This is a genomic window from Robertmurraya beringensis (genome assembly GCF_042433785.1).
GTDB classification, from domain to species: Bacteria; Bacillota; Bacilli; order Bacillales; family Cytobacillaceae; genus Robertmurraya_A; species Robertmurraya_A beringensis.
Genome location: NZ_JBHLUU010000022.1, coordinates 60400 through 85636, shown reverse-complemented (window position 1 = coordinate 85636; position 25237 = coordinate 60400). Strand labels below are relative to the sequence as shown.

At 38.8% G+C, this 25237-nt stretch carries 25 protein-coding genes and 1 pseudogene; 7 read left to right on the top strand and 19 right to left on the bottom strand.

Going from position 1 to position 25237, the window contains the following annotated elements:
• Positions 1–143: 143 nt before the first annotated feature.
• On the top strand, positions 144–518 hold the full coding sequence (locus ACFFHF_RS07465) for a YhjD family protein (protein ID WP_160549192.1): 375 nt from the start codon (positions 144–146) through the stop codon (positions 516–518).
• A 22-nt stretch (positions 519–540) separates the two neighbouring features.
• On the opposite strand, the gene ACFFHF_RS07460 is transcribed toward ACFFHF_RS07465, so the two are convergent.
• Positions 541–1104 carry a competence protein ComK gene (locus tag ACFFHF_RS07460; RefSeq protein WP_340902818.1) on the bottom strand — a complete coding sequence of 188 codons (564 nt, stop codon included), beginning with the start codon at positions 1102–1104 and terminating at the stop codon, positions 541–543.
• A 192-nt stretch (positions 1105–1296) separates the two neighbouring features.
• Between ACFFHF_RS07460 and ACFFHF_RS07455 the strand changes: the two genes are divergently transcribed.
• Positions 1297–1533 carry an IDEAL domain-containing protein gene (locus ACFFHF_RS07455; RefSeq protein ID WP_377057818.1) on the top strand — a complete coding sequence of 79 codons (237 nt, stop codon included), beginning with the start codon at positions 1297–1299 and terminating at the stop codon, positions 1531–1533.
• Between the two features lie 39 nt (positions 1534–1572).
• Here the strand turns inward: ACFFHF_RS07455 and ACFFHF_RS07450 are convergent, their stop codons facing one another.
• From ACFFHF_RS07450 to ACFFHF_RS07415, 8 genes are all read right to left on the bottom strand, one after another.
• Positions 1573–2847: a M48 family metallopeptidase gene (locus tag ACFFHF_RS07450; protein ID WP_377057817.1), complete on the bottom strand. Its 1275-nt coding sequence runs from the start codon at positions 2845–2847 to the stop codon at positions 1573–1575.
• Positions 2848–2975: 128 nt separating this feature from the next.
• Positions 2976–3281: a branched-chain amino acid transport AzlD family protein gene (locus tag ACFFHF_RS07445; protein WP_160549189.1), complete on the bottom strand. Its 306-nt coding sequence runs from the start codon at positions 3279–3281 to the stop codon at positions 2976–2978.
• Positions 3271–4002 carry an AzlC family ABC transporter permease gene (locus ACFFHF_RS07440; protein ID WP_377057816.1) on the bottom strand — a complete coding sequence of 244 codons (732 nt, stop codon included), beginning with the start codon at positions 4000–4002 and terminating at the stop codon, positions 3271–3273. The genes ACFFHF_RS07445 and ACFFHF_RS07440 overlap by 11 nt, the downstream gene beginning before the upstream one ends.
• A 142-nt stretch (positions 4003–4144) precedes the next feature.
• Complete coding sequence (locus ACFFHF_RS07435; protein WP_377057815.1) at positions 4145–4939, bottom strand: ABC transporter ATP-binding protein; 795 nt, start codon at positions 4937–4939, stop codon at positions 4145–4147.
• Complete coding sequence (locus ACFFHF_RS07430; protein ID WP_377057814.1) at positions 4914–5945, bottom strand: ABC transporter permease; 1032 nt, start codon at positions 5943–5945, stop codon at positions 4914–4916. Before ACFFHF_RS07430 ends, ACFFHF_RS07435 begins: the two co-directional genes overlap by 26 nt.
• Before the next feature lie 69 nt (positions 5946–6014).
• Positions 6015–7007 (bottom strand): ABC transporter substrate-binding protein, encoded by a 993-nt coding sequence (locus tag ACFFHF_RS07425; RefSeq protein WP_377057813.1) that lies wholly within the window; start codon positions 7005–7007, stop codon positions 6015–6017.
• A gap of 179 nt (positions 7008–7186) precedes the next feature.
• Complete coding sequence (locus ACFFHF_RS07420; protein WP_377057812.1) at positions 7187–7963, bottom strand: enoyl-CoA hydratase-related protein; 777 nt, start codon at positions 7961–7963, stop codon at positions 7187–7189.
• Positions 7964–8213: 250 nt separating this feature from the next.
• The gene (locus tag ACFFHF_RS07415; protein ID WP_377057811.1) at positions 8214–9767 is read right to left on the bottom strand and encodes a fatty acid--CoA ligase family protein; all 1554 of its coding nucleotides are present in this window, start codon (positions 9765–9767) and stop codon (positions 8214–8216) included.
• Positions 9768–10059: 292 nt separating this feature from the next.
• Here ACFFHF_RS07415 and ACFFHF_RS07410 point away from each other — a divergent pair, with 292 nt between their 5' ends.
• Entirely contained in the window at positions 10060–10974 is a 915-nt protein-coding gene (locus ACFFHF_RS07410) for a nuclease-related domain-containing protein (RefSeq protein WP_377057810.1), read from the top strand.
• A 430-nt stretch (positions 10975–11404) separates the two neighbouring features.
• On the top strand, positions 11405–12094 hold the full coding sequence (locus ACFFHF_RS07405) for a spore coat protein (RefSeq protein ID WP_377057809.1): 690 nt from the start codon (positions 11405–11407) through the stop codon (positions 12092–12094).
• 40 nt (positions 12095–12134) lie between these two features.
• Here ACFFHF_RS07405 and galE read toward each other — a convergent pair whose 3' ends face one another.
• From galE to ACFFHF_RS07390, 3 genes are read right to left on the bottom strand one after another with little or no spacing between them, the layout of a single operon-like run.
• Positions 12135–13121 (bottom strand): UDP-glucose 4-epimerase GalE, encoded by a 987-nt coding sequence (gene galE / locus ACFFHF_RS07400; RefSeq protein WP_377057808.1) that lies wholly within the window; start codon positions 13119–13121, stop codon positions 12135–12137.
• Between the two features lie 18 nt (positions 13122–13139).
• Entirely contained in the window at positions 13140–14129 is a 990-nt protein-coding gene (lplA, locus tag ACFFHF_RS07395) for a lipoate--protein ligase (protein ID WP_377057807.1), read from the bottom strand.
• Between the two features lie 12 nt (positions 14130–14141).
• On the bottom strand, positions 14142–14876 hold the full coding sequence (locus ACFFHF_RS07390) for an MBL fold metallo-hydrolase (protein WP_377057806.1): 735 nt from the start codon (positions 14874–14876) through the stop codon (positions 14142–14144).
• 159 nt (positions 14877–15035) lie between these two features.
• On the opposite strand from ACFFHF_RS07390, the gene yhfH reads away from it, so the two are divergent.
• Positions 15036–15170, top strand: coding sequence for a protein YhfH (gene yhfH, locus ACFFHF_RS07385; RefSeq protein WP_160549178.1), 135 nt, complete (start codon positions 15036–15038; stop codon positions 15168–15170).
• A 48-nt stretch (positions 15171–15218) separates the two neighbouring features.
• On the opposite strand, the gene ACFFHF_RS07380 is transcribed toward yhfH, so the two are convergent.
• From ACFFHF_RS07380 to hemE, 5 genes are all read right to left on the bottom strand, one after another.
• The gene (locus tag ACFFHF_RS07380) at positions 15219–17375 is read right to left on the bottom strand and encodes a YhgE/Pip family protein (protein WP_377057805.1); all 2157 of its coding nucleotides are present in this window, start codon (positions 17373–17375) and stop codon (positions 15219–15221) included.
• 72 nt (positions 17376–17447) lie between these two features.
• Complete coding sequence (locus tag ACFFHF_RS07375; RefSeq protein ID WP_377057804.1) at positions 17448–18020, bottom strand: TetR/AcrR family transcriptional regulator; 573 nt, start codon at positions 18018–18020, stop codon at positions 17448–17450.
• Between the two features lie 125 nt (positions 18021–18145).
• Complete coding sequence (gene hemY / locus ACFFHF_RS07370; protein WP_377057803.1) at positions 18146–19555, bottom strand: protoporphyrinogen oxidase; 1410 nt, start codon at positions 19553–19555, stop codon at positions 18146–18148.
• Between the two features lie 34 nt (positions 19556–19589).
• Positions 19590–20525, bottom strand: a complete 936-nt coding sequence (hemH, locus tag ACFFHF_RS07365; RefSeq protein ID WP_160549175.1) for a ferrochelatase — start codon at positions 20523–20525, stop codon at positions 19590–19592.
• A 132-nt stretch (positions 20526–20657) separates the two neighbouring features.
• Positions 20658–21701: a uroporphyrinogen decarboxylase gene (hemE, locus tag ACFFHF_RS07360; RefSeq protein ID WP_160549174.1), complete on the bottom strand. Its 1044-nt coding sequence runs from the start codon at positions 21699–21701 to the stop codon at positions 20658–20660.
• 249 nt (positions 21702–21950) lie between these two features.
• Between hemE and ACFFHF_RS07355 the strand changes: the two genes are divergently transcribed.
• Positions 21951–22466 (top strand): antibiotic biosynthesis monooxygenase family protein, encoded by a 516-nt coding sequence (locus ACFFHF_RS07355; protein ID WP_377057802.1) that lies wholly within the window; start codon positions 21951–21953, stop codon positions 22464–22466.
• Between the two features lie 16 nt (positions 22467–22482).
• Here the strand turns inward: ACFFHF_RS07355 and ACFFHF_RS07350 are convergent.
• Together ACFFHF_RS07350 and ACFFHF_RS07345 are read right to left on the bottom strand one after the other, a co-directional pair.
• Positions 22483–22914, bottom strand: a pseudogene (locus tag ACFFHF_RS07350) (response regulator transcription factor); the annotation flags it as partial.
• Positions 22890–23522: a LiaF domain-containing protein gene (locus ACFFHF_RS07345; RefSeq protein ID WP_377057858.1), complete on the bottom strand. Its 633-nt coding sequence runs from the start codon at positions 23520–23522 to the stop codon at positions 22890–22892. The gene ACFFHF_RS07345 and the pseudogene ACFFHF_RS07350, both read right to left, overlap by 25 nt.
• Positions 23523–23811: 289 nt before the next feature.
• On the opposite strand from ACFFHF_RS07345, the gene ACFFHF_RS07340 reads away from it, so the two are divergent.
• Positions 23812–25206 (top strand): hypothetical protein, encoded by a 1395-nt coding sequence (locus tag ACFFHF_RS07340; RefSeq protein ID WP_160549170.1) that lies wholly within the window; start codon positions 23812–23814, stop codon positions 25204–25206.
• Positions 25207–25237: the final 31 nt, after the last annotated feature.

The following is a 25237-nucleotide window of genomic DNA, read 5'->3' as shown; positions in this document are numbered from 1 at the left end:
TTTTTTCTTTTTTCTTTTCATAAACTAACGCACAACAACACTTGAAATAAATCGTTTAAGTTAGCATCTTGCCTTTCCCTCTTGAATCGTATAAAATAAAATAGAACAAACGTTCTTATTTTAGTCTGAAAGGTTCGATAAATATGACTAGAATTCCACCAGAAGAAAGAAATATGATTGAGCAAGCCATTTACTTACCAATGGTCCTTACCGTTCTAAATCGTGACATTCAAAGTATTAACAAAAGTACCATTAAGTTAAAGGAGCCCTATCTTCATTTGATTGAAGAAACCATGAAGATCGTCCAAAAGGAGCTTAGTGAGATTAAGCGCTATATGAGTAAAAATAAAATGAAAGTATACCAATCCAATCACGACGAAGCGTTTACGATGTTTACCTTTCTTTATAAAGGATACGAAGAGCATCATAATTATTTTAATCCAAGAATTCGAAACAAAGTCCAAGAACTGCTTGAGTATTATTTATTTAAGCGAGAAAATAACAAAACAGAAGCATAAAGCTGCTCCTGTTCATATTGATTTAATGCCCGTAATTTCCATAATCCAGTTGGTTTTCTGACGCCCTCATCTTTTTACCAAAATTCACATACATGGTTCTTGTATCCTCTAGACGTTTTCCTAACTTCGATTGTACTAGCAAGGTTCTTGAGATTTGGTTGTGAAAAGAGTTATAGGAAATTGGAATATTCATAACTTCCTTGTTCGTGAACATGACCGTCGTCTCACTTTTATCACCCTTTTTATAATCGACGATATGCTCATGAGCAAGCCAAATACATTCCGAATTATCGGGGGAAGTGGTTGGGAAAAAGTAGATGTAATTTGTAGGGGAAACAGGAATGGGGACCTTATGGGTAATTCCAGTGAGCTGTCTAACTCCGTCCTTTCTACCTTCATAACTTGATCCAAAAAACTGACAGCTTTTTCTTATGATTTCAATAGGCTTAAAAGGGGAAAGACAGGTATCATCTGTTTCATATACCTTTGAATATGTTTTGCACCCATACGTGGTAGGCATAATCACCATCGTAAATGGGTTAATTTCGTACTCCTCTACCAGATTTCTTTGATGCTGCATTCTCATTCTTTCATCTCCTTATGACAATTCTGATTCACCTCCTATCATATCAGCTTGAATTAAAACAATATCAAATTTTGTAAAAAATTCGGAATTAGTTCACAATTGAAACTTGAACTTTCTAAATTTTTTAAAAATTCTGTTGATAATTTCTATAAAGTTAAATATAATATGAAAAAGACATCAGAGGTGATTTCAATGAAAGAAAAATCTTATACAGAGCTAATGAAATCCAGTGCCATGAATCGCAAGAAAGCGAAGGAATCATTTGTGTTAGATTTGTACGTTGAGATGCTGCTGTCAGAATCATTGTTAAAAGCGGAAAAAGAAAAACTAACAAAACGAATTGATCAAGCCATTGACGAAAGAAACAGATCAGAATTTTTTAAGCTATCAAATGAATACAAGCTGTTGACCAAGAGATTTGGGACTTAAGAAGAAAATGGGGCTCCTTTAAAGGGCCCCATTTTCTTCTTATTGCTGATTTCTTTGCTCAAGTTCATATTCTTCTATTCTTGTAATCCGCTCAAGCATGGTTGGATGACCATATCGGAAGATTTTTACAAGTAGAGGCGGATTTACCTGACTAAGCCCCGCTTTTGTAAGCTCCTGGAATGTTCCAATCGCTGCCTCTGAATTCTGAGTCATTTCAATTGCATAGCGATCCGCACGCATCTCTTGATATCGTGACACTGTATTTGAAAATGGACTTGATACATACATCAGCATCGATAACAGCAATAGAAACAGTGGAAGCGACGCAATATCGTTAACTGCAGAAATTTTTAATGCCTCACCCCATCTGCTCACAATCGCTCTCATTAACCTCGAAATGATATATAGTCCGAGCAAAGAGAACACCAAATACCCAGCAATTCCAATATACAAATGCTTTTCCACATAATGTGCCATCTCATGAGCCATAATAAATAGAATTTGGTCTTCGGTTAATCGATTAAGAGTCGTATCCCATAGAACAATTCTAGAATTAGATCCAATTCCTGTTACATACGCATTGAGCGCATTCGTCTTTTCTGCCATATTTACTTCAAATACATGCTCCGCAGGAATTCCAGCCGAATTCGCTATATCAAGGATCTTAGTCTCCAGCTCCTTATTTTTAAGAGGATAGAAATCATTGTACAATGGATCAATCACTACTGGTTGTAAAAACATCATAAATAAAGTGAATGGTATGGAAATTAACCACCCATAAAACCACCACTTCTTACCGCTCTTTCTCATTAACCAATATAAAACGGATACTATGAGAAACAAAGTACCGTAATTTATCCAAAAATCGATTAACTCGTCCTTCATCCAAGACGAAAAGGATTGGGTTGAAATATTGTATTTCTTTGAGAGTGAATAGCTAACATAGCTTAATGGAGTCGTTGCTATAAAGGCAGCTACAGACAACCAAATTAAATAAATTGCTTGCTGAAGAATCCGATATTTAGCCGATTGTTCCGACCATCGCTTAAACGTCTTAGATAAACCAAACAATAATATAAGCAAATAAAATAACCACTCAATGGGGGTCGAAATAAAAAACAAGAAGTTGCGAATTTTCGAGTATTCCTCTGTTAACATTAACTCTCTTTCATTTAAAAAAGTAGCAGGATCTGCCTTCGTTCCCTGATATTCAAACGGCAAGCTTGATTGTGAAAAATAAAATAAGTACCAGTAAAAAAAGAGTACGTATAAACAAAAGGCAAGCACACCGTACAAGCCAATTTTCTTAGCCAAAAAATATCTCCCCTTTCCACCTTGTCCAATCCTTTTGTACTTATTTTAGTAATAAAAATAGGATTTAGAACCAGTAATTACTGTATCCCAAAAGATAACAAAAAAACTGTTCCTCCAGGAGAAACAGCTTAGAAAAAATAGGAATACACCGTAAGTACCGTGATTGAGCCAATAACGACTATTATTACATTTGCACCGAGAAAAGCGGCTATAAACGCGGCTGCAGCCCCAAAAAGTCCATACCAAAGATCCTCTTGAATAAATAATATGCCCGGGAATATTAGTGCCCCTAGTGTTGCATATGGTACGTTTTTCAAAATTCCTTGCAAAAATGAGGGTAATTCTTTTCCTTTAAACAGCACGAAAGGAAGCATTCTTGGAATATAAGTGACTAATCCCATTCCGACAATCATCCATAGAATCTCACTTTTCATGTTCCTCTTCTCCCTCCCGTCCCCGAAGTGTTTGCACAACTTCCACAATTACAGCTGATAGCAAAGTCGACGCGACAATGGACCAACCAGTAGACAGAACTTCTGTCATCGTAAATATTGTGTTAAAACTCGCCGCTATTACCGCTAAAAAAACCACCTTCACGCTTTTCTTCATCGAAGGAACCACAAGTCCAATAAACATCGCATAAAGAGCAACAGACATACTTTCTTGAAGAGTCTTAGGTAGTGACGCACCAATTACATGTCCTAGACCGGAATTAATGACCCAGCTCGAATATGAAACGGTAATGACTCCAAACAGAAATCCAGTCGAAACCTTGCCATCTTTTAATGCGGCAACAGAAAACGTCTCGTCTGTTATTCCAAAAGAATAAAGCATTTTAAGTGAAGTCCCTTCCTCTTCTACTTTTTCATTCAAGGAAGCTGACATAAGAAAATGTCTGATGTTTACAATAAAAGTTGTTAATACAATCTCAAATACTCCTGTACCAAGCGTGAGCAAGCTAAGTGAAATATATTGAGAGGCACCGGCAAACACAATAATACTCATTAGTACGGTTTCAGTCACTGTAAGTCCGGTTGTTTTTGCAAGCAAACCAAATGTTAACGCAATCGGGAAATAACCAATGCCGATCGACAATCCTGCTTGTATTCCTTTTCGAAATTCACTGTTACTTCTAACAGAAACCACTTCTTCCAAAAAAATCACCACCCATATCTACGAATCTACCAAAATATACATAAAACTGGAAACTCAGGTAACGAATATTATACCTGTACAATAAATATCCATCAAGAGACACAAAAAAGAAAACACACAGAGAGTCTCTCTGATGTGTTTTCTATACAAGCACTGAACGATCACTACTCATTTTAGAACCACGGATACGCTGGAATTCCTCAAGAAGCTTTTCAACCGTTAGTTTTGATTTTTCCTCTTCAGTTGCTTCGAAAATAATTTGACCACTATCCATCATAATCAGTCGGTTACCAAGATCAAGTGCCTGTTGCATATTATGGGTTACCATTAACGTTGTTAAGTTTGTTTCATTCACGATATCTCTAGTTAAGTTTGTAATAAGCTCTGCTCGTGATGGATCAAGAGCAGCTGTATGCTCATCTAAGAGAAGGATTTTAGGATCAGTAAAGGTTGCCATCAGTAAAGATAATGCTTGGCGCTCCCCTCCTGATAGGAGTCCAACTTTCGCCTGAAGACGATTTTCAAGCCCAAGATGCAGTGACTCTAATTTTCCGATAAAAAACTCTCGGCGTTTTTTGGTCACTCCTCTGCTCAATCCTCGTGAAGATGCTCTTGAATAGGCAATGGCTAAATTTTCTTCGATCGTCATAGATGGAGCTGTTCCTGCCATTGGATCCTGGAACACGCGACCAATGAGACGAGAACGTTTATGCTCTTTCATGGTAGTAACATCCTGGCCATCAACCTTCACTTGGCCAATATCAGGAAACATTTTTCCAGAGATAAGGTTCATAAGAGTTGATTTCCCAGCTCCGTTACTTCCAATCACAGTGACAAAGTCTCCCTTATTCAAAGACAAATTGACATGATTAATGGCAATCTTTTCGTCAGGTGTGCCTTCATTGAACACTTTATAAATCTGATTTAGCTGCAGCAAGCTGTTCACCACTCTTCTCTATGGAGTTATTTTGTCTTGATGATGATTCAAGCAGGCGTTTTTTCTTTCGTTGTCTTTCTTTTTGCTGATTAACCAGCTTAGGTACAACAAGGGCAGAAACAACAATAATCGCAGTAATTAACTTCATATCTCCCGTTTCTAAAAACTCTACTCGTAACGCCAACGTAACAATAATTCGATATACGATCGCACCACCGATGACAGCGAAGGTCGCACGAACAATACTTTTAGCTCCAAAGATTGCTTCACCGATAATTACCGATGCCAAACCAATGATAATCATACCAATACCCATTCCAACATCACTAAATCCGTTGTACTGAGCAATCAGTGCACCCGCAAAAGCAACAAGAGCATTTGATAAACCTAAACCGATTACTTTTAATGTATCCGTGTTAGCAGAAAAGCTTCGAATCATCGTTTCATTGTCACCAGTCGCACGCAAGGCAAGACCAATATCTGTCTTTAAAAATGCATCGATCAATCCTTTAATAATAAATGCTAGGATGAGCATAAAAAGCAAAATTCCCCATGTTTTTGGAGTATAGTCGGCTAATCCTATAGAAACAAACAACGAGCCGATGGTCTGATCAATATTTAAATTCGTCCAAAAATCCGAAATCTTTGTAATAACCGTTTCCTCTGATAAAAGTGGAACGTTTGATTTCCCCATAATTCGCAGGTTAATCGAATAAAGAGCAATCATCATTAAAATCCCAGATAATAAAGGATTGATTCCTCCTTTTGTATGAAGAAGACCCGTCAAGCAACCGGCAATAAAGCCTGCAACAAGTGCAGCCAATGTTGCGATAAAAGGATTCGCTCCAGACACGATCATTACAGCTGCAACTGATGCTCCCGTAACAAAACTTCCATCCACCGTTAAATCAGGGAAGTCTAGTATTCTAAAAGACAAGTACACACCAAGCGCCATAAGTGCGTAAATGGCACCTGCCTCTACTGATGAAAAAATCGCTGTAAACATAGATGCTTCTCCTTTCTTAAATACGGAAGGGCTTCAAGGAATAAATCCAGAAGCCCAAACCAATATTCATTAGTCTACAAGTTCCGCAAGTTCTTTCCATTCGTCCTTTATTTCAATACCCATTTCCTTTGCAGCTGTTTGGTTGATTAATAGCTTTAGGTTTTGTGGATACTGAACAGGTAATTCTGATGCCTTCTTTTCACCTTTTAAGATTTGCGCAGCCATCGCTCCAGCTTCATAGCCGATATCACCGTAGTCAAAGCCAAATGCTGCAAAACCACCGCGTTTTACTGAATCTAGCTCTCCTACAAACAACGGTAAATCTTGGTCATTCGCTACTTGAATAACAGACTCTAAAGCAGAAACAACTGTGTTATCAGTAATGATATAGAACATATCAGCCTTACCGATTAATGATTCAGCTGCTTGCTTTACTTCAGAAGAAGTAGAAACCGTAGCTTCAGCAAGCTTCAAGTCTGTCCCTTCTAACGCATCCTTAACAAGATCGATTTGGGCAACTGAATTTTGTTCACCTGAATTGTAAATAACTCCAACCGTACTACCGCTAAAGTTCTCATTCATAAAATTAACCATATTCGGAATCGCGTCTGGATGTGTATCTGTTGTGCCTGTAATATTATCTCCTGGCTGATCCATAGCCGTTACAAGACCAGCACCTACTGGATCAGTAACAGACGTAAACACAATTGGAATGTCCTTCGTTGCGTTTAACGCGCTCAATGCACTTGGTGTTGAGTTAGCAAAAATCAGGTCCACCTTATCACCAACAAAGTTGTTAGCAATCGATTGGTTATTATTTTGGTCACCTTGAGCAATTTGCACATCATATTCCACTTCAAGTCCTTGTTCTTCAAGCGCTTTTTGAAAGCCTTCAAGAGCCGCATCTAACGACGGATGCTCAACAATCTGAGTTACACCGACTTTAAGTGTCTTTACTTCTGAATCTCCGTTTGCATTATCCGTTTCTGAGCTGCCACAGCCACTTAAGAATAATGCACCTGCAACCGAAATGGCAGCGAGTGATTTCATTTTTCTTAGCATAATATTTCCCCCTCTTACTCTCTCTCTATCACTTTTTTACTTTTATGCTTTTATGCACTAAAATATCTACCTATTATTATATATAAGGAGCCGTTCTTTTCTACAAGTCTTTTTTATAAATTTTCTAAATATTTATTATACTACAAAAAGAACCAATCGATTCCGACTGGTCCTTTGATCTACTTTCCTTGAAAATTTGGTTTTCTCTTTTCACTAAAAGCTTGTAACGCTTCCTTGCGATCGTCGGTTGGTATCGTTACCTCATAAGCTTTCCTTTCAATCTTTAATGCCGTATTCAAATCTACACTCATCCCTTGACGAACGGCAAATTTCGCTTGCTGAAGGGCAATAGGTGCATTAGCAAGCATCTCATTAGCCAGCTTTAAGGATTCATTCATAAGGTCATGCGACTCAGTCACTTTGTTCACGAGCCCTAATTGTTCTGCCTGTTCAGCTGTTATTTTTCTAGCCGTTAAAATAAGCTCCAATGCTTTTGTTTCACCAATTAAACGTGGCAAACGCTGTGTACCACCTGCACCTGGTATAATTCCAAGACTCGTTTCGGTCAACCCCATCTTAGTGCCTTTTACCGCTAGGCGGAAATCACAAGCTAGAGCTAGCTCCATTCCTCCACCAAAGGTATATCCATTAATTGCTGCAATTGTTGGTTGAGGGAGCTCGCTTATTTCTGAAAACACTTCTCCGATTTTGTGTACATTTCTCATCACATCTTCTGGTGAGAGATGTTTCCGTTCCTTTAAATCGGCACCGACACTAAAGGCTTTCTCTCCTGATCCGGTGATTAGGACAGCACGCACATCACGGTCATGACGAATTTTTTGCACAATATCCTGAAGTTGCAGCAAGGATTCAAAATTGAAAGCATTCATAACATCCGGACGATGCAAGGTAATAAAACCGATGAAGTCTTTTTTTTCATAAAGCATAAGGCTCACAGCTAACTCCTCCTTCAATCAAAGCTCTTTTCTTAAACTTTGTTGCTTTTTGGAACCTAATTTTAATAATTGTGCTAAATTTCAGCAGAAAATAGCATAAAATTAATAAGAAAAGAGCCTGCAAACTAAATTCTATAGGGCAAAATAGCTATTTCCACGTTAAAATCGGCTTTTAGATTTTAACAACAATCTTTGCGAAAACAGCCTCAATCAAAAAGCAGACATATTTCTGCCTGCTTTTTTTCTATTCCTATGCTTGAATGATTTGTTGCTTTAACGCTCTACGTAAAATTTTCCCGGTTGTATTCTTTGGAAGCTCTTCAAGAAAATCTACAGAACTAGGAATCTTGTATTTTGCCAAACGCTCACGGCAATAATCAAGAACATCCTCTTCTGTTAGCTCTGAATTCTTCGTAACAACATAGCTTTTTACCATTTCTCCTTGTTCTGGATCAGGAACACCAAGCACTGCCACCTCGATTATATCTGGATGACTATAAAGCACTTCCTCTACTTCTCTCGGATACACATTGTAGCCACCGACAAGAATGAGGTCCTTTTTCCGGTCAACGATATAAAAATAACCTTCCTCATCCTTTCTAGCAAGATCACCGGTGTATAACCAGCCATTACGAATGGCCGCCTGTGTTTCCTCCGGCATTTTATAATACCCCTTCATCACATTCGGACCGGAAACGATAAGCTCCCCAACCTGCCCGATAGGAACTTCTTCTCCTAATTCATTCACAACCTTGTTTTCTACATGAACAATGGACTGACCAATCGAACCTGCCTTTCGCGGACGATCGAGCGGATTAAAGCAAGTAACTGGTGAAGCTTCCGAAAGTCCGTATCCCTCAGAAATAAGCACGTTGAACTTCCTCTCAAAGTTCTCGAGCAAGGAAACCGGCATCGAGGCACCACCGGAAATACATAATCGTAAGGATTGTAAGTCCTTTGGATCTCCTGCTTCGTATTGGTAAAGGAAGTTATACATAGTAGGTACTCCGGCAAAAACAGTCGGTTCATACTTTTTGGATAAGCGGAAAATTTCAGCAGGACTAAATTTTGGATCAATTAATATGGTTGCCCCACTCAATAAAGGTGCATTAAGCGCGACCGTTAAGCAAAACACATGAAACATGGGAAGAGTGGTAATGATACGGTCATCCTCATTCATTTTCAAATAATCGCCTGTATCTTTTGCATTGCTGTATAAATTTTTGTGAGTAAGCATGGCACCCTTTGGCTTTCCAGTTGTACCTGAAGTGTACAAAATCACTGCCACATCATCCTCATTAAGCTCTGGGCCCTGATAACTTAAGTCACCGGATGCAAGTATGCTTGTAAATGTATGTAGCTTATCTCCTACCGATAAGTTGCTATTATTGAGTCCTCGTTCCTTACCTTGAGGTGTATCACAAATGATATAATTCTCAACCTCAGGCAATAAATGATGCATTTTTTCTGCAAGTGGAAGTAATAGATCCAGTGCAACCACTGTTTTTACATCCCCATTTTTAATAATATAGCCAATTTCATCCGGAGTATAAATCGGATTAACCGGAATCACTGTTGCCCCTAATCTCAGTGCTCCGTACAAACTAACAACAAAATACGGTGAATTCCCCAATAGTAACGCAATATGATCCCCTTTTTTGACCCCAAGTGCCTCAAGCCCTGACGCAAACTTCGTAATGGCCCCATCCAATTCAGCATACGTACTAGCCTCATCATTAAAAAAATACGCTGTTTTTTGAGGCAATGCTTTCGCCGTCTCGTGTAACTGAGCAGATAAATTCATCGCTCCATCCCCTTTAGTTGGTTGTGTTGGTTTGTTCGTATGGTGGTCTTAGGTGTTGTGTTGTTGTGTTGTTGTGTTGTTGTGTGATTTGTTTGTGTGCTTTTTCGTTTGCTTTGTTCGTGAATTTTTTCAAACACTCACTATGAATGAGTATTCATTCATAAATGATGATAAATCCCTACTTCCATTATATTGGTTGGCAATTAGGCTTACAAGTGTAAACGCATACATTTATGAATTTTTAGACAAATCATTTAAGAAGATATACACTAAAAAGGAAAGGATGTGGAAGATGTTACTTAAATCTAGAAAAGAGTCGGAAAACCTTTTGTTATATCGCAGTTTATTTTTACGAATGAGCTTGTGTGAAAAGGATGTTTCTCATTACCAACGTCTTGAGAAGGGCTACGCTGGTGAATTGTTGTTTGATCAATATGTCAGTTCATTGACAAATGAGTTTCTACTGTTAAATGACGTACTGCTTGATTTTGGTAATAACCTTTTTCAAATGGATTCCCTAGCAATTTTTCAAGAATCCGTTTTGTTGTTTGAGATAAAAAATTTTGAAGGAGATTTTTATGTTAAAGGAGATCGTTGGTATACTTTATCAGATAAGGAAATTAAAAACCCCCTAGAACAGTTGCAAAGAAGCGAATCCTTGCTGCGACGTTTTTTACAGGAACACGGCTGTATGCTTCCTATTGAACCATTTTTAGTATTTGTAAACCCTGAGTTCACCCTCTATCAAGCCCCCATGAAAACACCCATTATCTACCCTACCCAAATCCAGCGATTACTAAGAACTCTTGCCAACAAACCAACCAAAACTACTCATCTACATGAGAAAATGGCAAATAAACTCCTGACACATCATTTATCTACATCACCGATAATAAGAAAACCTGATTATTCTTATGAGATTCTACAAAAAGGAATTTATTGTTCCCACTGCTATACTTTCTTCAAAGAAGCTACAGAAACGAGATTGGTCTGTTCATGCGGAACAACTGAAAGTATTGACGATGCAATCGTTAGAAGTGTTTATGAGTTCATGCTGCTGTTTCCGGATCGGTTGGTAACCACGAATGTGATTTATGAGTGGTGCGGGGGTGTGGTGAAGTCGAAGAAGACTGTGAGGCGGGTGTTGTCATCACACTTTGCATTAAAGGGGCATAGTAGGAAAGCTCATTTTGTACTGAAAAGTTAAATTCTGTAAATATGACACCTTTGATTACCGCTCAGAGCCTTTTACTGTGCACATGGGAACCTAACCCACACTTTGGTTACCGCCACGCGCTTTTTTTCGGACTCACGGTAACCTAACCCACACTTTGGTTACCGCCACGCGCTTTTTTTCGGACTCACGGGAACCTAACCCACACTTTGGTTACCGCCACACGCTTTTTTTCGGACTCATGGGAACCTAACCCACACTTTGGTTACCGCCACACGCTTTTTTTCGGACTCATGGGAACCTAACCCACACTTTGGTTACCGCTACACTCTTTTTTCCGACTCCTGGGAACCTAACTACCATTTTTCCCAAATTTTCACCTCGTATGCTCTCCCGCATCTTTCACCATAATAGACACGTACGGTATTTAGCTGTACAAATCCAAATGTGGGGGTTGAGGCGGATGATAACACAACAACAGCAAAACAACATGCAAACGGCTTCTACAAATAATATGATGGCTTCACCAAATATGGCGAGAACCGTGAATCACGGGGCGCATGAGATTCTTGATGTGCATGAGGTGATTTCGGGTACTCTTGGTACGATTGACCAGTATTTAATGTTCGAACAACAGATTAAGGATCCTGAGTTAAAGGATATTGTCGTTCGCCAACGTCAATTTATTACGGATCAATATAATGTGTTAGTCGAGTGTTTTAAAACTGGGCAAGATCCAAGTCACCCAACTTCTAGCTATATGATGAAGCAATCCAATGATGTTGTTTATGGTATGAAATCCTCCCAACCGACTAAACCGAAGCAGTCTGCAGCTGAAATTGACGATAAGTGTTTATCTTCGCTCATGCTTGGCTGTATGAAGTCATCTGCTCAAACGATGACGATGGCTGCTGGTGAAGCAACGAATCCGATTGTTCGTCGTGTGCTTCAGGATAGTATCCCTAACTATTTGGAAATGGCGTACGAAATTTTCTTATATCAAAACAAAAAGGAATTTTATCAAGTTCCTCAGCTCAAAGAAGAAGACACACAACAGTTGCTTAATTCGTTCGCTACATCAGGTGGTTCCCAAGGTATCCAAGGTACTACACAAGGAATGCAGAGCAATCAGCAAAACCGCATCCTACAATAACACCAAAAGGGGCTCCATCCCATGGAGCCCCACCTACATCCTATTTTTTATAGCCACCAGGATTGTTCTGATGCCAATTCCATGCGGTTTCAATAATGATTTCTAACTGATTATACTTTGGCTTCCAGCCTAATGTTTGCTGAGCTTTTTCAGATGATGCAATTAATACAGCTGGATCGCCTGCTCGACGTGGACTAACTACAGCTGGAATTTCATGCTTTGTAACTGTTCTTGCTGTTTCAATTACCTCTTTCACCGAAAAACCTCGTCCATTTCCAAGGTTGAACACATCACTTACTTCATTTTTACGTAAATATTCTAAAGCTAACCAGTGAGCGTTAGCAAGGTCCATAACATGAATATAATCGCGGATACATGTTCCGTCCTCAGTCGGATAATCATCCCCATAGATACCAATATGCTCTCTCTGTCCCAAGGCTACCTGCAAAATAATTGGAATTAAATGAGTTTCAGGTGTGTGGTCCTCACCAATTATTCCGTCCGAGTGGGCGCCAGCAGCATTAAAATAGCGAAGGGAAATCGACTTTAAGCCGTAAGCACCGTCACACCAACGGAACATTTTTTCCATAGCAAGCTTTGTTTCTCCATATGGATTCGTTGGAGATGTTTCTGACTCCTCTGAAATCGGAACCTCTTTGGGCTCTCCGTATGTTGCTGCTGTTGATGAAAACACAATTTTCTTCACATTATGCTCCACCATAACAGAGACCAATGAGTGTGAAGAAATAAGATTATTTTCGTAATACATGAGCGGCTTCTCTACACTTTCGCCTACTAGAGAACTCGCCGCAAAATGAATCACGGCTTCAATCGAATGCTTTGAAAACACTTCCCATAATGCTTTAGAATCGCGTAAGTCTACTTGATAGAAAGTTGCGCCCTTTACCGCTGGGAGATGACCGGTTTGTAAATTGTCTACAACCACGACTTCTTCTCCATGATTCAAAAGCTCTACCACTGTGTGGCTACCAATATAGCCGGCTCCACCTGTTACTAAAATTGCCATCCTTAATCCCCCAACAACTTAATATATTAGTTGTAAAAAATCTTCTTTTGTCACGTTACCAAAATAATGTTTAATATTTACATTGTCCAACGCTAATTGTATCACAGCTTTATCGTAACGAATTCCCGTTAGTTTTTCTTCTATATCGGCGACATCTCCAACTCCAAAGAAATCACCATAAATTTTGCAGCTTTCAACAACCCCTTTATTCACTTCCAATCGCACATCAATATGACCCACCGGGAAACGGTGCGAATGCTGGAGGTTAAACTTAGGGGACTTCCCGTAATTCCAATCCCAATTTTGATAGCGTTCTTTGGAAAGCTCGTGAATATTCTTCCAATCTTCCTCTGATAACACGTACTCATTAACATTCTCTGTACCACTAAAGATTTTCTCAAGCAGCAGGGAACGAAACTCTTCCATAGAAACCTTTTCTGTTAAGAACTCCGAAATATTGGCGACTCTGCTTCGAATCGATTTGATTCCTTTGGACTCAATTTTATCCTTACGAACCTTTAATGCTGAAACAACATGGTCAATTTCTGAATCAAACATAAGCGTTCCATGACTAAACATTCGTCCCTTAGTGGAAAACTGTGCATTCCCAGAAATTTTCCTACCCTCAACCAAAATATCGTTTCTCCCACTTAATTCTGCCTGTACCCCTAGCTCACGCAAAGCTTCAACGACCGGGTCCGTAAACTTTTTAAAATTATGAAAGCTTTCTCCATCGTCCTTAGTAATAAAGCTAAAATTTAAATTTCCTAAGTCATGGTAAACCGCTCCACCACCTGAAAGCCTACGAACTACATGAATCTCGTTTTCCTCTACATAGTCCGTATTTATTTCTTCAATCGTATTTTGATTTTTACCAATGATAATAGATGGTTCATTTATGTAGAAAAGTAGATATGTTTTATCTATGTTTAAATTTTTCAGGCAATATTCTTCAATTGCTAAATTTATTCTTGGATCGGTAATCCCTTTATTATCAATAAATAGCATGCTTCTCTCTCCTTAAATTTCAATCACTTGTCCAGTGTAGGCCAAGCCTGTTGGACCCATATAATGTTGCTTTGCTTCGTCCACTAACTGCTGTAGTTCTCCATAGTGAGGAAGATGCGTTAACACAAGCTGCTTAACATTTGCTCTAGCCGCAAGCTTTCCAGCATCAAAGCTGTTCATATGTCCGGCTCCACTGCCGTCCTGATTAGCATAGAAGTTACATTCGCACAAAAGAACGTCGGCTCCTTCACTAAAAGAAACAAACTCCTCAATGAACGAAGTATCTGCTGTGTAAACTAAAGCTTTACCATCAACCTCAAATCTCATCGCATAACAAGGAACCGGATGCTTGGTTAATAAAAATTGAATAGTGAATGGACCTACTTTCAATTCAGCATTCGGATCATAAGCAATTCCTTTTGTGATCGTTTTGTACGTTAACTTAGAAAATTCATGGGCATCACCATCATGTGCATAAATCGGTAATGTATTCATCTCACTCCCTAAAAACCCTTGAATCAATCGAGCATGCTGCAAGGCACCAATATCAGCAATATGGTCGGCATGATAATGAGATAAAACCACTGCATCCAATTCTTCAGGCTGATAATAATTTTGTAACTTGGACAAAACCGCACTTCCACAATCAATCAATAATTGAAAACCGTTATGTTCTAACACATATCCTGTGCTTGCTGCATTTGCTTTAGGATAACCACCCCAAAAACCTATTGTTGTGAGCTTCATTGAACGAATCCCTCCGCTTTTATTATATCTATCGTTTATTATAGCTTTTTTATTTATTTATGAAAAATAGGTAAAACAACGATTGACACATCCAAACTGTTATAATACAATTTAATTAATAATTAATCTGTTTTAAACACCATAATAGGGGGAACTTATATGTTTGAGAGCATTGTTGAATTTTTCAGAAACTTACCACCGAAGGAATGTGTACAATGTGGGAATAAAATTGATGAACAACATGAATGCTATGGCAATAAGTGCGAGCATTGCATGGATGTAACAAACATATAGATTCATAGTTTACAATAAAGGCCCCAGTCAGCTGACTGGGGCTATTTTTTATTCTGCCATGACACGAAATTGGCGCTTATGCATTTTTGAAAAATAAAGAATGGTCCCCACCGCACAAACAACAGCGAAGGATAATAGGATATATGCGTTATGCCACATGAATGAGTAATCCCCACTTGAAATAACCGCTTTAAATCCTTGAACCGAATAGGTCATTGGCAATAATGAATTAAACGGCTGTAATGCGCTTGGTATAAGCTCTAATGGAAAAGTTCCTGCACTTGTTGTTAATTGCAAAATAAGAACGATAATGGCGACAAAACGACCTGGATCTCCAAGCGTTGTGACCAATAATTGAATTAATGTCACAAACGTGATACTAGTAATGATCGTGAAAAGATAGAAGTAAAATGTACTTTCAACTTGTAATCCTAGACCTAGTAGTAACACGGTCGCTGCTACAATCCCCTGTAATACACCAACTACACCAATAATAGAAAATTTGCTGATGAACCAGTTCATTCCACTCTTAGGAATAGATGCTGGCTCTTTTAAAGGAAACACAATGGATAATAGTAAAGCACCTACGAACAATCCTAAAGACAGGAAGTATGGAGCAAACCCTGTACCGTAGTTTGATACCTCATTCACTTTCTTTTCCTTCACTTCGACTGGCTGTGCCATCATATCAAATGTTTTATCCGTCGCCTCAACACTGGATGCTTTGTCTGCACCTTCAGCTAGCTTCGTTGACAGTTTATTGCTTCCGTCTAGTAGCTTATTGTTTCCATCGATAATGCTATCGCTACCTTCTTGTAACTGACTGGCACTTGACGCAATGGTTTTAGATGCATCCGCTAACTCTGTAACGCCGGACACTAACCCATTTGTACCCTCGCTGATTTTTTGGGCACCATTTGATGCTTCTGTAAGCTTTTGTTGAAAGTATTCCATGCCAGACTCGAACGTTGTTTGTCCCGCAGAAAGCTCTGAGGATCCTTCTACTAAAGCATTCGTACCTTCTTCTAACTGATTTAATCCACCTTGAAGCTCTTTTTGTCCGGCTAGTAAAGATTCCATGCCGTTTTCAAGATTGCTTGCACCTGCGGACAAAAGAGCCGATTTTTCTGCTAGAATTTGAGTGTTGGAATCTAAAGAGGCAAGTGTTTGTTCAAGTACTGCTCTCTCCGGTCCTTCAGGCATTTGTGCAATCACCGCTTGTAAGGATTGAGTGAGCGCCTTTACGCCACCATTAACCGCCTCAGCACCCTTTTGCCATTCAGCAAGTGAGGTTTCAAGTGTTGCCACCCCTTCCATTAACTCACTTGTTCCACTGATTAACGCCGGAACTTTACCATTCACCGTTTCTAGCCCTGTGTTTACATCCGTCATTCCTTGATGCAAACTGCCTAATCCTGATTGAATTGTCTTTGAGGCTGTAACAAGCTCGTTTTGGCCACTGCTTAATTGTCCTAAACCTGCTGATAAATCAGACGCACCTCTATTGAGGGCAATTGTCCCGTTTGTAGCACTTGCCATTCCTTCTGAAAACTTTTCTGTCCCATTTGAAAATTGGGTCAGCTTTTCATGAAAGTTTGAAGTTCCTGCCAAAAGATCAGCTGTTCCAGTGCTCAAATCATTCGCACCTTCACTTGCTTTTGTCATTCCATCCGCAAGTTCTTCTACTTTGTCAAACATACTTTCTGCATACGTTTCTGTTACTTTTGCAGAAAGAGAAGCTTTAATCTTTTCAATTGCTGTGCCACCAATTTGTGCAGCTAAAAAGTTATAGCCTTCATTTGGTATAAAGTTAAGTGCTAGCTTTTCTGGATTTTCATCTAAAAGTGTCGTCGCATTTTCAGAAAAATTATCTGGTATCTCGACGATCATATAATATTTTTGGTTTTCTAGGTCATCGTTTGCCACAGTACGATCCACAAATTCAAAATGAAAATCTTGACTTTCTTTTAACTTGGCGACTAAGTCATCACCTAGATGAAGTTCTTTTCCTTCATAAGTTGCACCATCATCTTCATTTACAATCGCTACTGGAAGATCCTTTAGGTGATCATACGGATCCCAAAATGCCCATAAAAACATCCCACTATATAAGATAGGTATAAAAAGTACGGCGATCAGTGGAATCAATAGTTTCCGGTTTCGAAACACCGCTGCAATTTCTTCTTTTAGAAGATTATTTTTCAATTGTTATTCTCCCCTTTATATTCAAATTGACTGAAATGTTCATTTGGTCATTTTATAACAAAAAAGAAGGGCTTATTTGGCTAAACCCTTAAATATATATTGTTCGAATAGCTTGGCTATCTCGTCTTTTTCAAGTGGTGGATTATTTTTTTCCCAATCGAATATTAAAGCAATATACAGTTTCAGCATAACAAACGCCGTTAACTTGGGGTCACAGGATTGTATGCTTCCAGTTTCAATGGCTTTGGCGACTCGTTCTTCAATATTTCGCAATATATTATTTTCCATCCGATTAATCACATCTACTACAGCAGGTGTACCAATTTCTCTTGCTTCCTGAAAAAGCTTAATGGAAAGCTGATGGCTCATCCGAAATTCGAGGATTTGATACAGTGCCTGATGCAGCTTTTCATGGAAAGGCAAATCGCCTAAAAATGCCTCATCTGCTGTTACTTTTAGCTCCTTTATTAAGCTAGAAATAATCTCATCAAACAATTCTTCCTTATTTTTAAAAAAGGTATAGATCGTTCCTTTACCAACATTTGCAATGTTGGCAACTTGGTCTATGGTGGTAGCTTTATAACCAAACTGTGAAAAAGACTTTGTCGCAGCCTCAACAATGAGCTTTTTTCGATCAATCCCCATATCTTCACCTCAATAATTGACCAAATGAACAAAACGGTCATTTTGTATAATCAGTAATCTATCACCTTATATTGTTTGTGTCAATAGTGAAAAAGAGACTCTTAGTAAAGAGTCCCTTAAAAAATTTATTGAAGAAATTGTAATACCTTTTTTACTGCTGCCTCACCTTGATCAATACAGTCAGGGATTCCTAAGCCTTCAAAAGAAGCTCCTGCTAAAAATACACCCGGCAATTCTTGAGCAACGTGCTCATTGACCGTTTGAATTCTTTGTTTATGTCCAACAGTGTATTGTGGCATAGAGTCCTTCCACCTTGAAACAACAACAAAATTAGGATCCATCGTAATATTCATAGTCTTATTCAAATCTTCCAGAACAATTCTACTTAGTTCATCATCAGATAAATCTACAATCGCCTCATCACCAGGACGGCCCACATAACAACGAAGCAGAACACTACCTTCAGGGCATGAATGCGGCCATTTTTTATGTGTCCACGTACAGGCAGTTATCGAATAATCGCTATTTCGAGACACGACAAACCCGGTCCCATTGATATCCTTTTCTACCGCTTCTTTTGGAAAAGCCAATGCAACGGTCGCCACTGAAGTAGATGGCATATGTTCAAAAGGATCGAAGAAATCGTACTGCTGAAACATCGCATGTGTCACATGATGTGGGACAGCAGAGACAATAGCATCTGCTGTAAGTTTTTCTCCATTGTTTAACTCAAGCTTGTATCCTTTGTCCATCTTTTTTATTCGATCCACACGGATTCCCTTTAACACCGATCCAGCCTCAAGTTTTGCTTCAATTCCGTCCACTAAAGACTGCAACCCGGAAGTAAGTGTTAAGAAAATACCTTTACTCTTTGTTTCAGGCGATTTTTTTGGAGCTTGGGGTGTTGATTTTTTCATTCCAAGAACTAGACTGCCATATTTTTGTTCTACCTGATAAAACTGGGGAAAGGTTGCCATTAGGCTCATTTGGTCAATATCCCCTGCGTAGATACCCGAAAGAAGTGGCTCAATTAAGTTTTCAACCACTTCATCTCCTAGTCTTCTTCTAAAGAAGGTACCTAAAGATTGATCCTCAACTGGATTTGACTTTGGTAAAACAAAATCAGCAGCGGCTCTTAACTTTCCTTGAATAGAAAATAGTCCAGTCGTAACAAATGGGGCCAGTTGTGTTGGGATACCCATAACAGAACCACCTGGCATTGGATGCAGCCTTTCTTGAACCAATACATACGATTTCCCAGCTGTATTGTTCACAAGCTTTGACTCCATTCCTGCTTCCTTTACAAGACGTGTCGCACTTTGCTTTCTTTCTAGGTAGGAATCTGGACCTCTTTCAATGACAAAACCGTCACGAACCATAGTCTGTATTTTTCCACCTAGACGATGCGATGCTTCAACAAGGCATACGTCAATCGGTAAGCCCTTTTCACGAGCTTCCTTTTGTAAGTAGTAAGCAGCTGTTATACCTGTTATGCCTCCCCCAATGATGACAACCTTCTTTTTTTCTTGCAACACGGTTAATCGCCTTCTTTTCTAAAAGTTGTTTACTTTATCTCATATTTAACTTGTCCAGTATAACTGTTGCCATCGCATCAATAAATAATGGTTGTGAATTCGGCATTTCTGGTCGGTAATACGACACACCTAATTCCTCCGTAATAATCTTACACTCATAATCATTATCATAGAGAACCTCTAAATGGTCAGCGACAAAGCCAACTGGTGTGTATATGAATGCTTTATAACCATTCTTTTCATACAACTCTCTTGTGAGATCCTGAACATCAGGTCCAAGCCATGGCTCTGGTGTATTTCCTGCACTTTGCCAGCCAACTGCATAGTTTTTTACACCGGCACTCTCAGCAATGTAATCAGCTGTTTTTTGAAGCTGCTCCGGATATGGATCCCCCGATTGAAGGATTTTCTCAGGTAGACTATGCGCAGAAACAATTAAAACTGAATGATCCTTTTCTTCTACTGGCATAGAATCAAAAGTTGCCTTTACTTTCTCAGACCAATACTGAATAAACTTCGGCTCATCAAACCAGCTTTCAACTGATGTAATTTTAAGATTTCCAAGCTTTTCCGCTTCCTCATGAGCTCGTCCGTTGTATGACTTTACGCTAAAGGTAGAAAAATGCGGCGCAAGCACGATACTCACTGCTTCTTGAATGCCATCGTCGTGCATTTGTTTCACAGCATCTTCAATGAACGGTTCGATATGCTTTAAACCTAAGTAAAGCTTAAATTCCACTTGATCCTGAACTCTATTTAAATGCTCTTGTAATTCCTCTCCTTGTTCCTGCGTGATTTTAGCTAGTGGAGAGATGCCACCAATTGCTTCATAGCGATTTTTTAAATCCTCTAGCATTTCAGGAGACGGTTTACGGCCATGGCGAATATGCGTATAATAACGTTCAATATCCTCCTCCTTGTAAGGAGTTCCATAGGCCATTACTAAAAGCCCCATTACTTTCTTTGTCATACTATCCCTCACATCCTGTTTATTCACGATTATTCAGCAATTTTCTCACTCATTCATTTATTTTGCCAAAAAAACCGTGAGAGTGCTAGTAATAATACTTAAAATATAATAATAATTATTAATTAATAATTATTAACGTTTGTTTATTGCTGTATATTCATGAACAAAAGTTGTTAATCGCTTTAAAGTTTCAGGATTAACGGAAGGAAACACACCATGTCCTAAGTTAAAAATATGCCCTGGATGTGCCAGTCCTTGATCAAGGATCGCTTTGGCACGCTCCTCTATTACTTCCCATGGAGCCAATAAAATAGCCGGATCTAAGTTTCCTTGAACCGTTTTATGCACTCCTATTTGGCGAGCTTCTTCAATTTGTAGACGCCAATCTAACCCTACTACATCTAGTGGAAGATCATTCCATTCTAGAGCCAAATGACTTGCACCTACACCAAACATAATTAATGGAACGTTTTCTTCTCTAAGTGCACTAAAAATCCGATTCATCACTGGCTTTATAAAATAGCGATAGTCCTGAACATTTAGGGCACCAACCCAAGAATCAAAGATCTGAATGGCCCGTGCGCCTGCTTTTATTTGTGATTTCACATATGTAATAGTCATCTCTGCCAATTTATCCATTAGTGCAAACCATGCCTTTGGTTCTGAGTACATAAATGCTTTAGTTTTGTTATAGTTTTTCGATGGTCCACCTTCGATCATATAGCTAGCTAGTGTAAAAGGTGCTCCTGCAAATCCAATAAGGGGCACGTTAAGCTGTTCCTCCGTTAGAAGCTTAATCGTATCCAGCACATATGGAACATCCTCTTCAGGGTGAATCTCGCCTAATTTCTCTACATCAGCCAAAGATCTAATAGGATTTGAAATAACCGGCCCAATTCCTGATTTTATTTCTACATCTACCCCGATTGCAGGTAGCGGTGACATAATATCTTTATATAAAATGGCTGCATCAACATCGTATTGCTCCACCGGAAGTCTTGTTACATACGCACACAGCTCAGGCTGATGAGTGATTTCAAATAAAGAATATTTTTCTTTAATTTCACGATATTCAGGTTGAGACCTGCCTGCCTGTCTCATATACCAAACAGGGGTATAATCCGTTTGTTCTCCTCTTGCTGCCTTTAAAAATGTTTCATTAATTTGTCTAACCATTATGTTGACCCCTTTCAAAAAAACAAGCTAACTCCCATTTTAATATACTTTACTCATATTTTAAAAATACTGCGCTTACATACACATCTTCTAATATAGCTTTTTCTACTATAGATGTATAGATAACCGCCTCATCTGTCAAAAAATCTTCTTTTTTTTAAATGGTTTTATTCTATAACAAGTTGAAATTAGGATTGGGTAACTCTTCTCGTTATAATTAATTTATTACATTGAAAGGGGTGAAAGAGTATGAATATCTTTATGACGAATGGAACCTATGAATTTATGCACGCACTAAAGGAAAAGTATCTTCAGGAAAAGATGCTGCTTATGCAGGATAATGAAACAACCCTTCTCATCCATGAAACAGATGGCAATACGGTCTTCGCATCCCCAAGGAAGTATGAAGTGATTGATCAATCAGGGGTTTTGGCAAATGGAGCATTTTTTGTGTTTAACAATATTCCTGTTAGTGAAGAAGGTAGACCTGTGTTCGAGTATCGCTTTAAAAATAGGGCCAGACTCATTGAACAAGAACCTGGTTTTGCAGCCATTCGAGTGCTACGTCCCCTTTCTAACGATACATACGTCATTTTGACTGCATGGAAAGAAGAAAAAGACTTTTTAAATTGGCAGGAGTCTAAGGCTTATGAAAAGGCTCATGAGAGAAGAAAAACCGATAAGGGGATTGATCAGCAGCAACCATCGATCTTCACTAGACCTTCCTTTGTGACAAAATACCACCTTGCCCTAGAGAAGGAATAAGAAAAAGCCGGGAATGTTATCCATCCCGGCCCTTTTCTAACTTCATTAGTCCATTTCGATTGGCATATACCGCCGCCTGAGTTCGATCAGCTACTTGTAATTTACTCAAAATATTGCTCACATGAGTTTTCACTGTCTTCACACCGATGTATAGCTCATTACTAATTTCCTGATTCGTTTTTCCATCCCCGATGCATATTAATACTTCCATTTCTCTATCAGTGAGCTCATCATGGGGCTTCTTTTCTTTCACTCTCAAACGACTCATCATCCGATTGGCTACTTTCGGTTCGATCACTGATTCTCCTCGGGCACATTTTCTAATCGCTTGAACGATTTCATCAGCAGTTGCAGTTTTTAACATATAACTAAATACCCCAGCCTCAATCGCAGGAAATACTTGTTCGTCATCATAAAAGCTTGTTATGATAATAATTTTACAATTAGGATTAAAGGATAGATTATATAAGATTGGACAAAAACAGGGACATCTTCTGGGATGATCATCTTGACATCACCAATCCATCCTTGAACGATAATCGGCGTTTCTTTTTCTGGAATATATGCTTGGCTAAAATCAATGAAGTAGTCTCCAATTGTGTTATAGAGCTCCATTGGTTCTACTGACCAATTGGCTTGTTTAAAACTAACATCACCAATCGAAAAACCTCTAGCTCTTTTTCTCTTTTTCTTCCCTTTTTCATCATTCGTTTTAAACGCATCTTTAGGCATATCCTCATGAAAATGAAACTTAATTTTATTTCTTCTAGTCAGCAAGCTAATCGCAAAATAAATAATAATATATGGCCAAAGCTTCCAAAACTCCCAAAATCCAAAATCTAATTTTCCAAATCGATCAAATATTAATATAGAAGAAAAAAGAAATAAAAATAAAGAGAAAAACAAATTTCTCCTTTCGCCTAAGGCTTTTACACAGAGAATCGTCGCAATCGCAAATATCAGAAATGGATAAGAAACGACAAATAACTCTGTTATTTCCAAGGAAATGACACCTATATTAACAAGTAGGAGCACTCCACCCACCAGTAAGAGCATTATTGCAAAAAGCACTTGGTTTATAGTTTGATATCTCAAATCATCCGCCTACTTTCAATCAATAGCTTAATAATTCGATAATTTTGCATATTCTCCTTCATTCATCTTACCTCTTCTTTTGAAAACTTGAACCAAACTCGAGGTGTTCTTTTTCTCCGTCTAGGGACGGAAAGATTTTGTTTTCCCTCTCACATCTTTGCCCATTTTACATATTCTGTAGCAACCAACCATATAAGGGCAAAAGCCTAAAAAGGCATGTCCCCTTATATAGGAGAAAGGAGTTTGTTCGATGGGTATTGAGTTAACAGCATTACATTGGATTTACCTTTCTTTTATCATTTTAATTATAGGCTTTATGGTTATGAGAAGAGATACCTCACTCGTTTGTATTACGGGAATATTTTTAATAGCGATTACGGCTACCGGTTCACTTAGCGCTTCTATTAGTGATATATTTTCTAGTTTTATATTTGCTATTACGGAGCTACTCCCCACTATATTAGTCATTTCCATTATCGTAGCTATGAGTAAAAGTTTAACTACAACCGGTATTAATGACGTAATGATTTCTCCTTTTGCAAAAATCATACGTACACCCGCACTCGCATACTGGACAATTGGTATTTTGATGATGGTGATTTCTTGGTTTTTTTGGCCATCTCCTGCCGTTGCACTCCTAGGTGCGGTATTACTACCTGTCGCAATCCGAGTCGGTCTACCTGCCTTGGGTGCGGCCATGGCTATGAACTTATTCGGTCACGGAATTGCGCTTTCTGGTGATTTTATTATCCAAGCTGCACCCAAATTAACGGCTGATGCTGCAGGATTACCAGTTAGTGAGGTTATTAGTGCTAGTATTCCGCTTGTCATCGTCATGGGTGTGGTTACAACAATAACTGCTTTCTTCTTCTTAAAACGCGATATGAAACTCGGGAAGCTACCCACAACTTCTTATATTCAATCTAAATCTTCAGATGATGATACAGAGAAAAATTTATTATCTCTTCGACAAAAACGATTTTTCTCGCTCCTAATCCCTTTTTTGTTTTTATTAGATGTGGTCGCTATGTTCTTACTCGATTTACAGGGTGGGGACGCAACGGCATTAGTGGGTGGAACATCGATCGTTATCCTTATACTCATCACAATCGTCGGGCATAAAAACAAAGGTCTTGAAAAAACAACAAGTTATTTAATTGAAGGATTTCAATTTGGGTTTAAGGTTTTTGGACCTGTTATTCCCATTGCCGCCTTCTTTTATCTTGGCGATGCTGGCTTTTCTGTCATCATTGGAGAGTATTTACCGGATGCATCACAAGGAATCGTCAATGACCTTAGTGTCTCCTTAGCTGGTATTGTTCCGTTAAGCAATGAGATTGCTGCGGTAACTCTTACAACAGTCGGAGCTATTACTGGGTTAGATGGTTCAGGTTTTTCAGGCATTTCACTGGCCGGTTCTGTGGCCAATTTATTTGCCGAAGGAATTGGTGCAGGTGCTGCTACATTAACGGCTCTTGGTCAAATTTCGGCCATTTGGGTGGGGGGAGGAACATTGGTTCCTTGGGCTTTGATTCCTGCAGCTGCCATTTGCAATGTCGATCCGTTTGAATTAGCCCGAAGAAACCTGCTTCCTGTTTGTATTGGTCTTATTGTTACCACGATTGTAGCCATCTTTTTAATATAAAAAAACATCGTCAGATTCCTTCTGACGATGT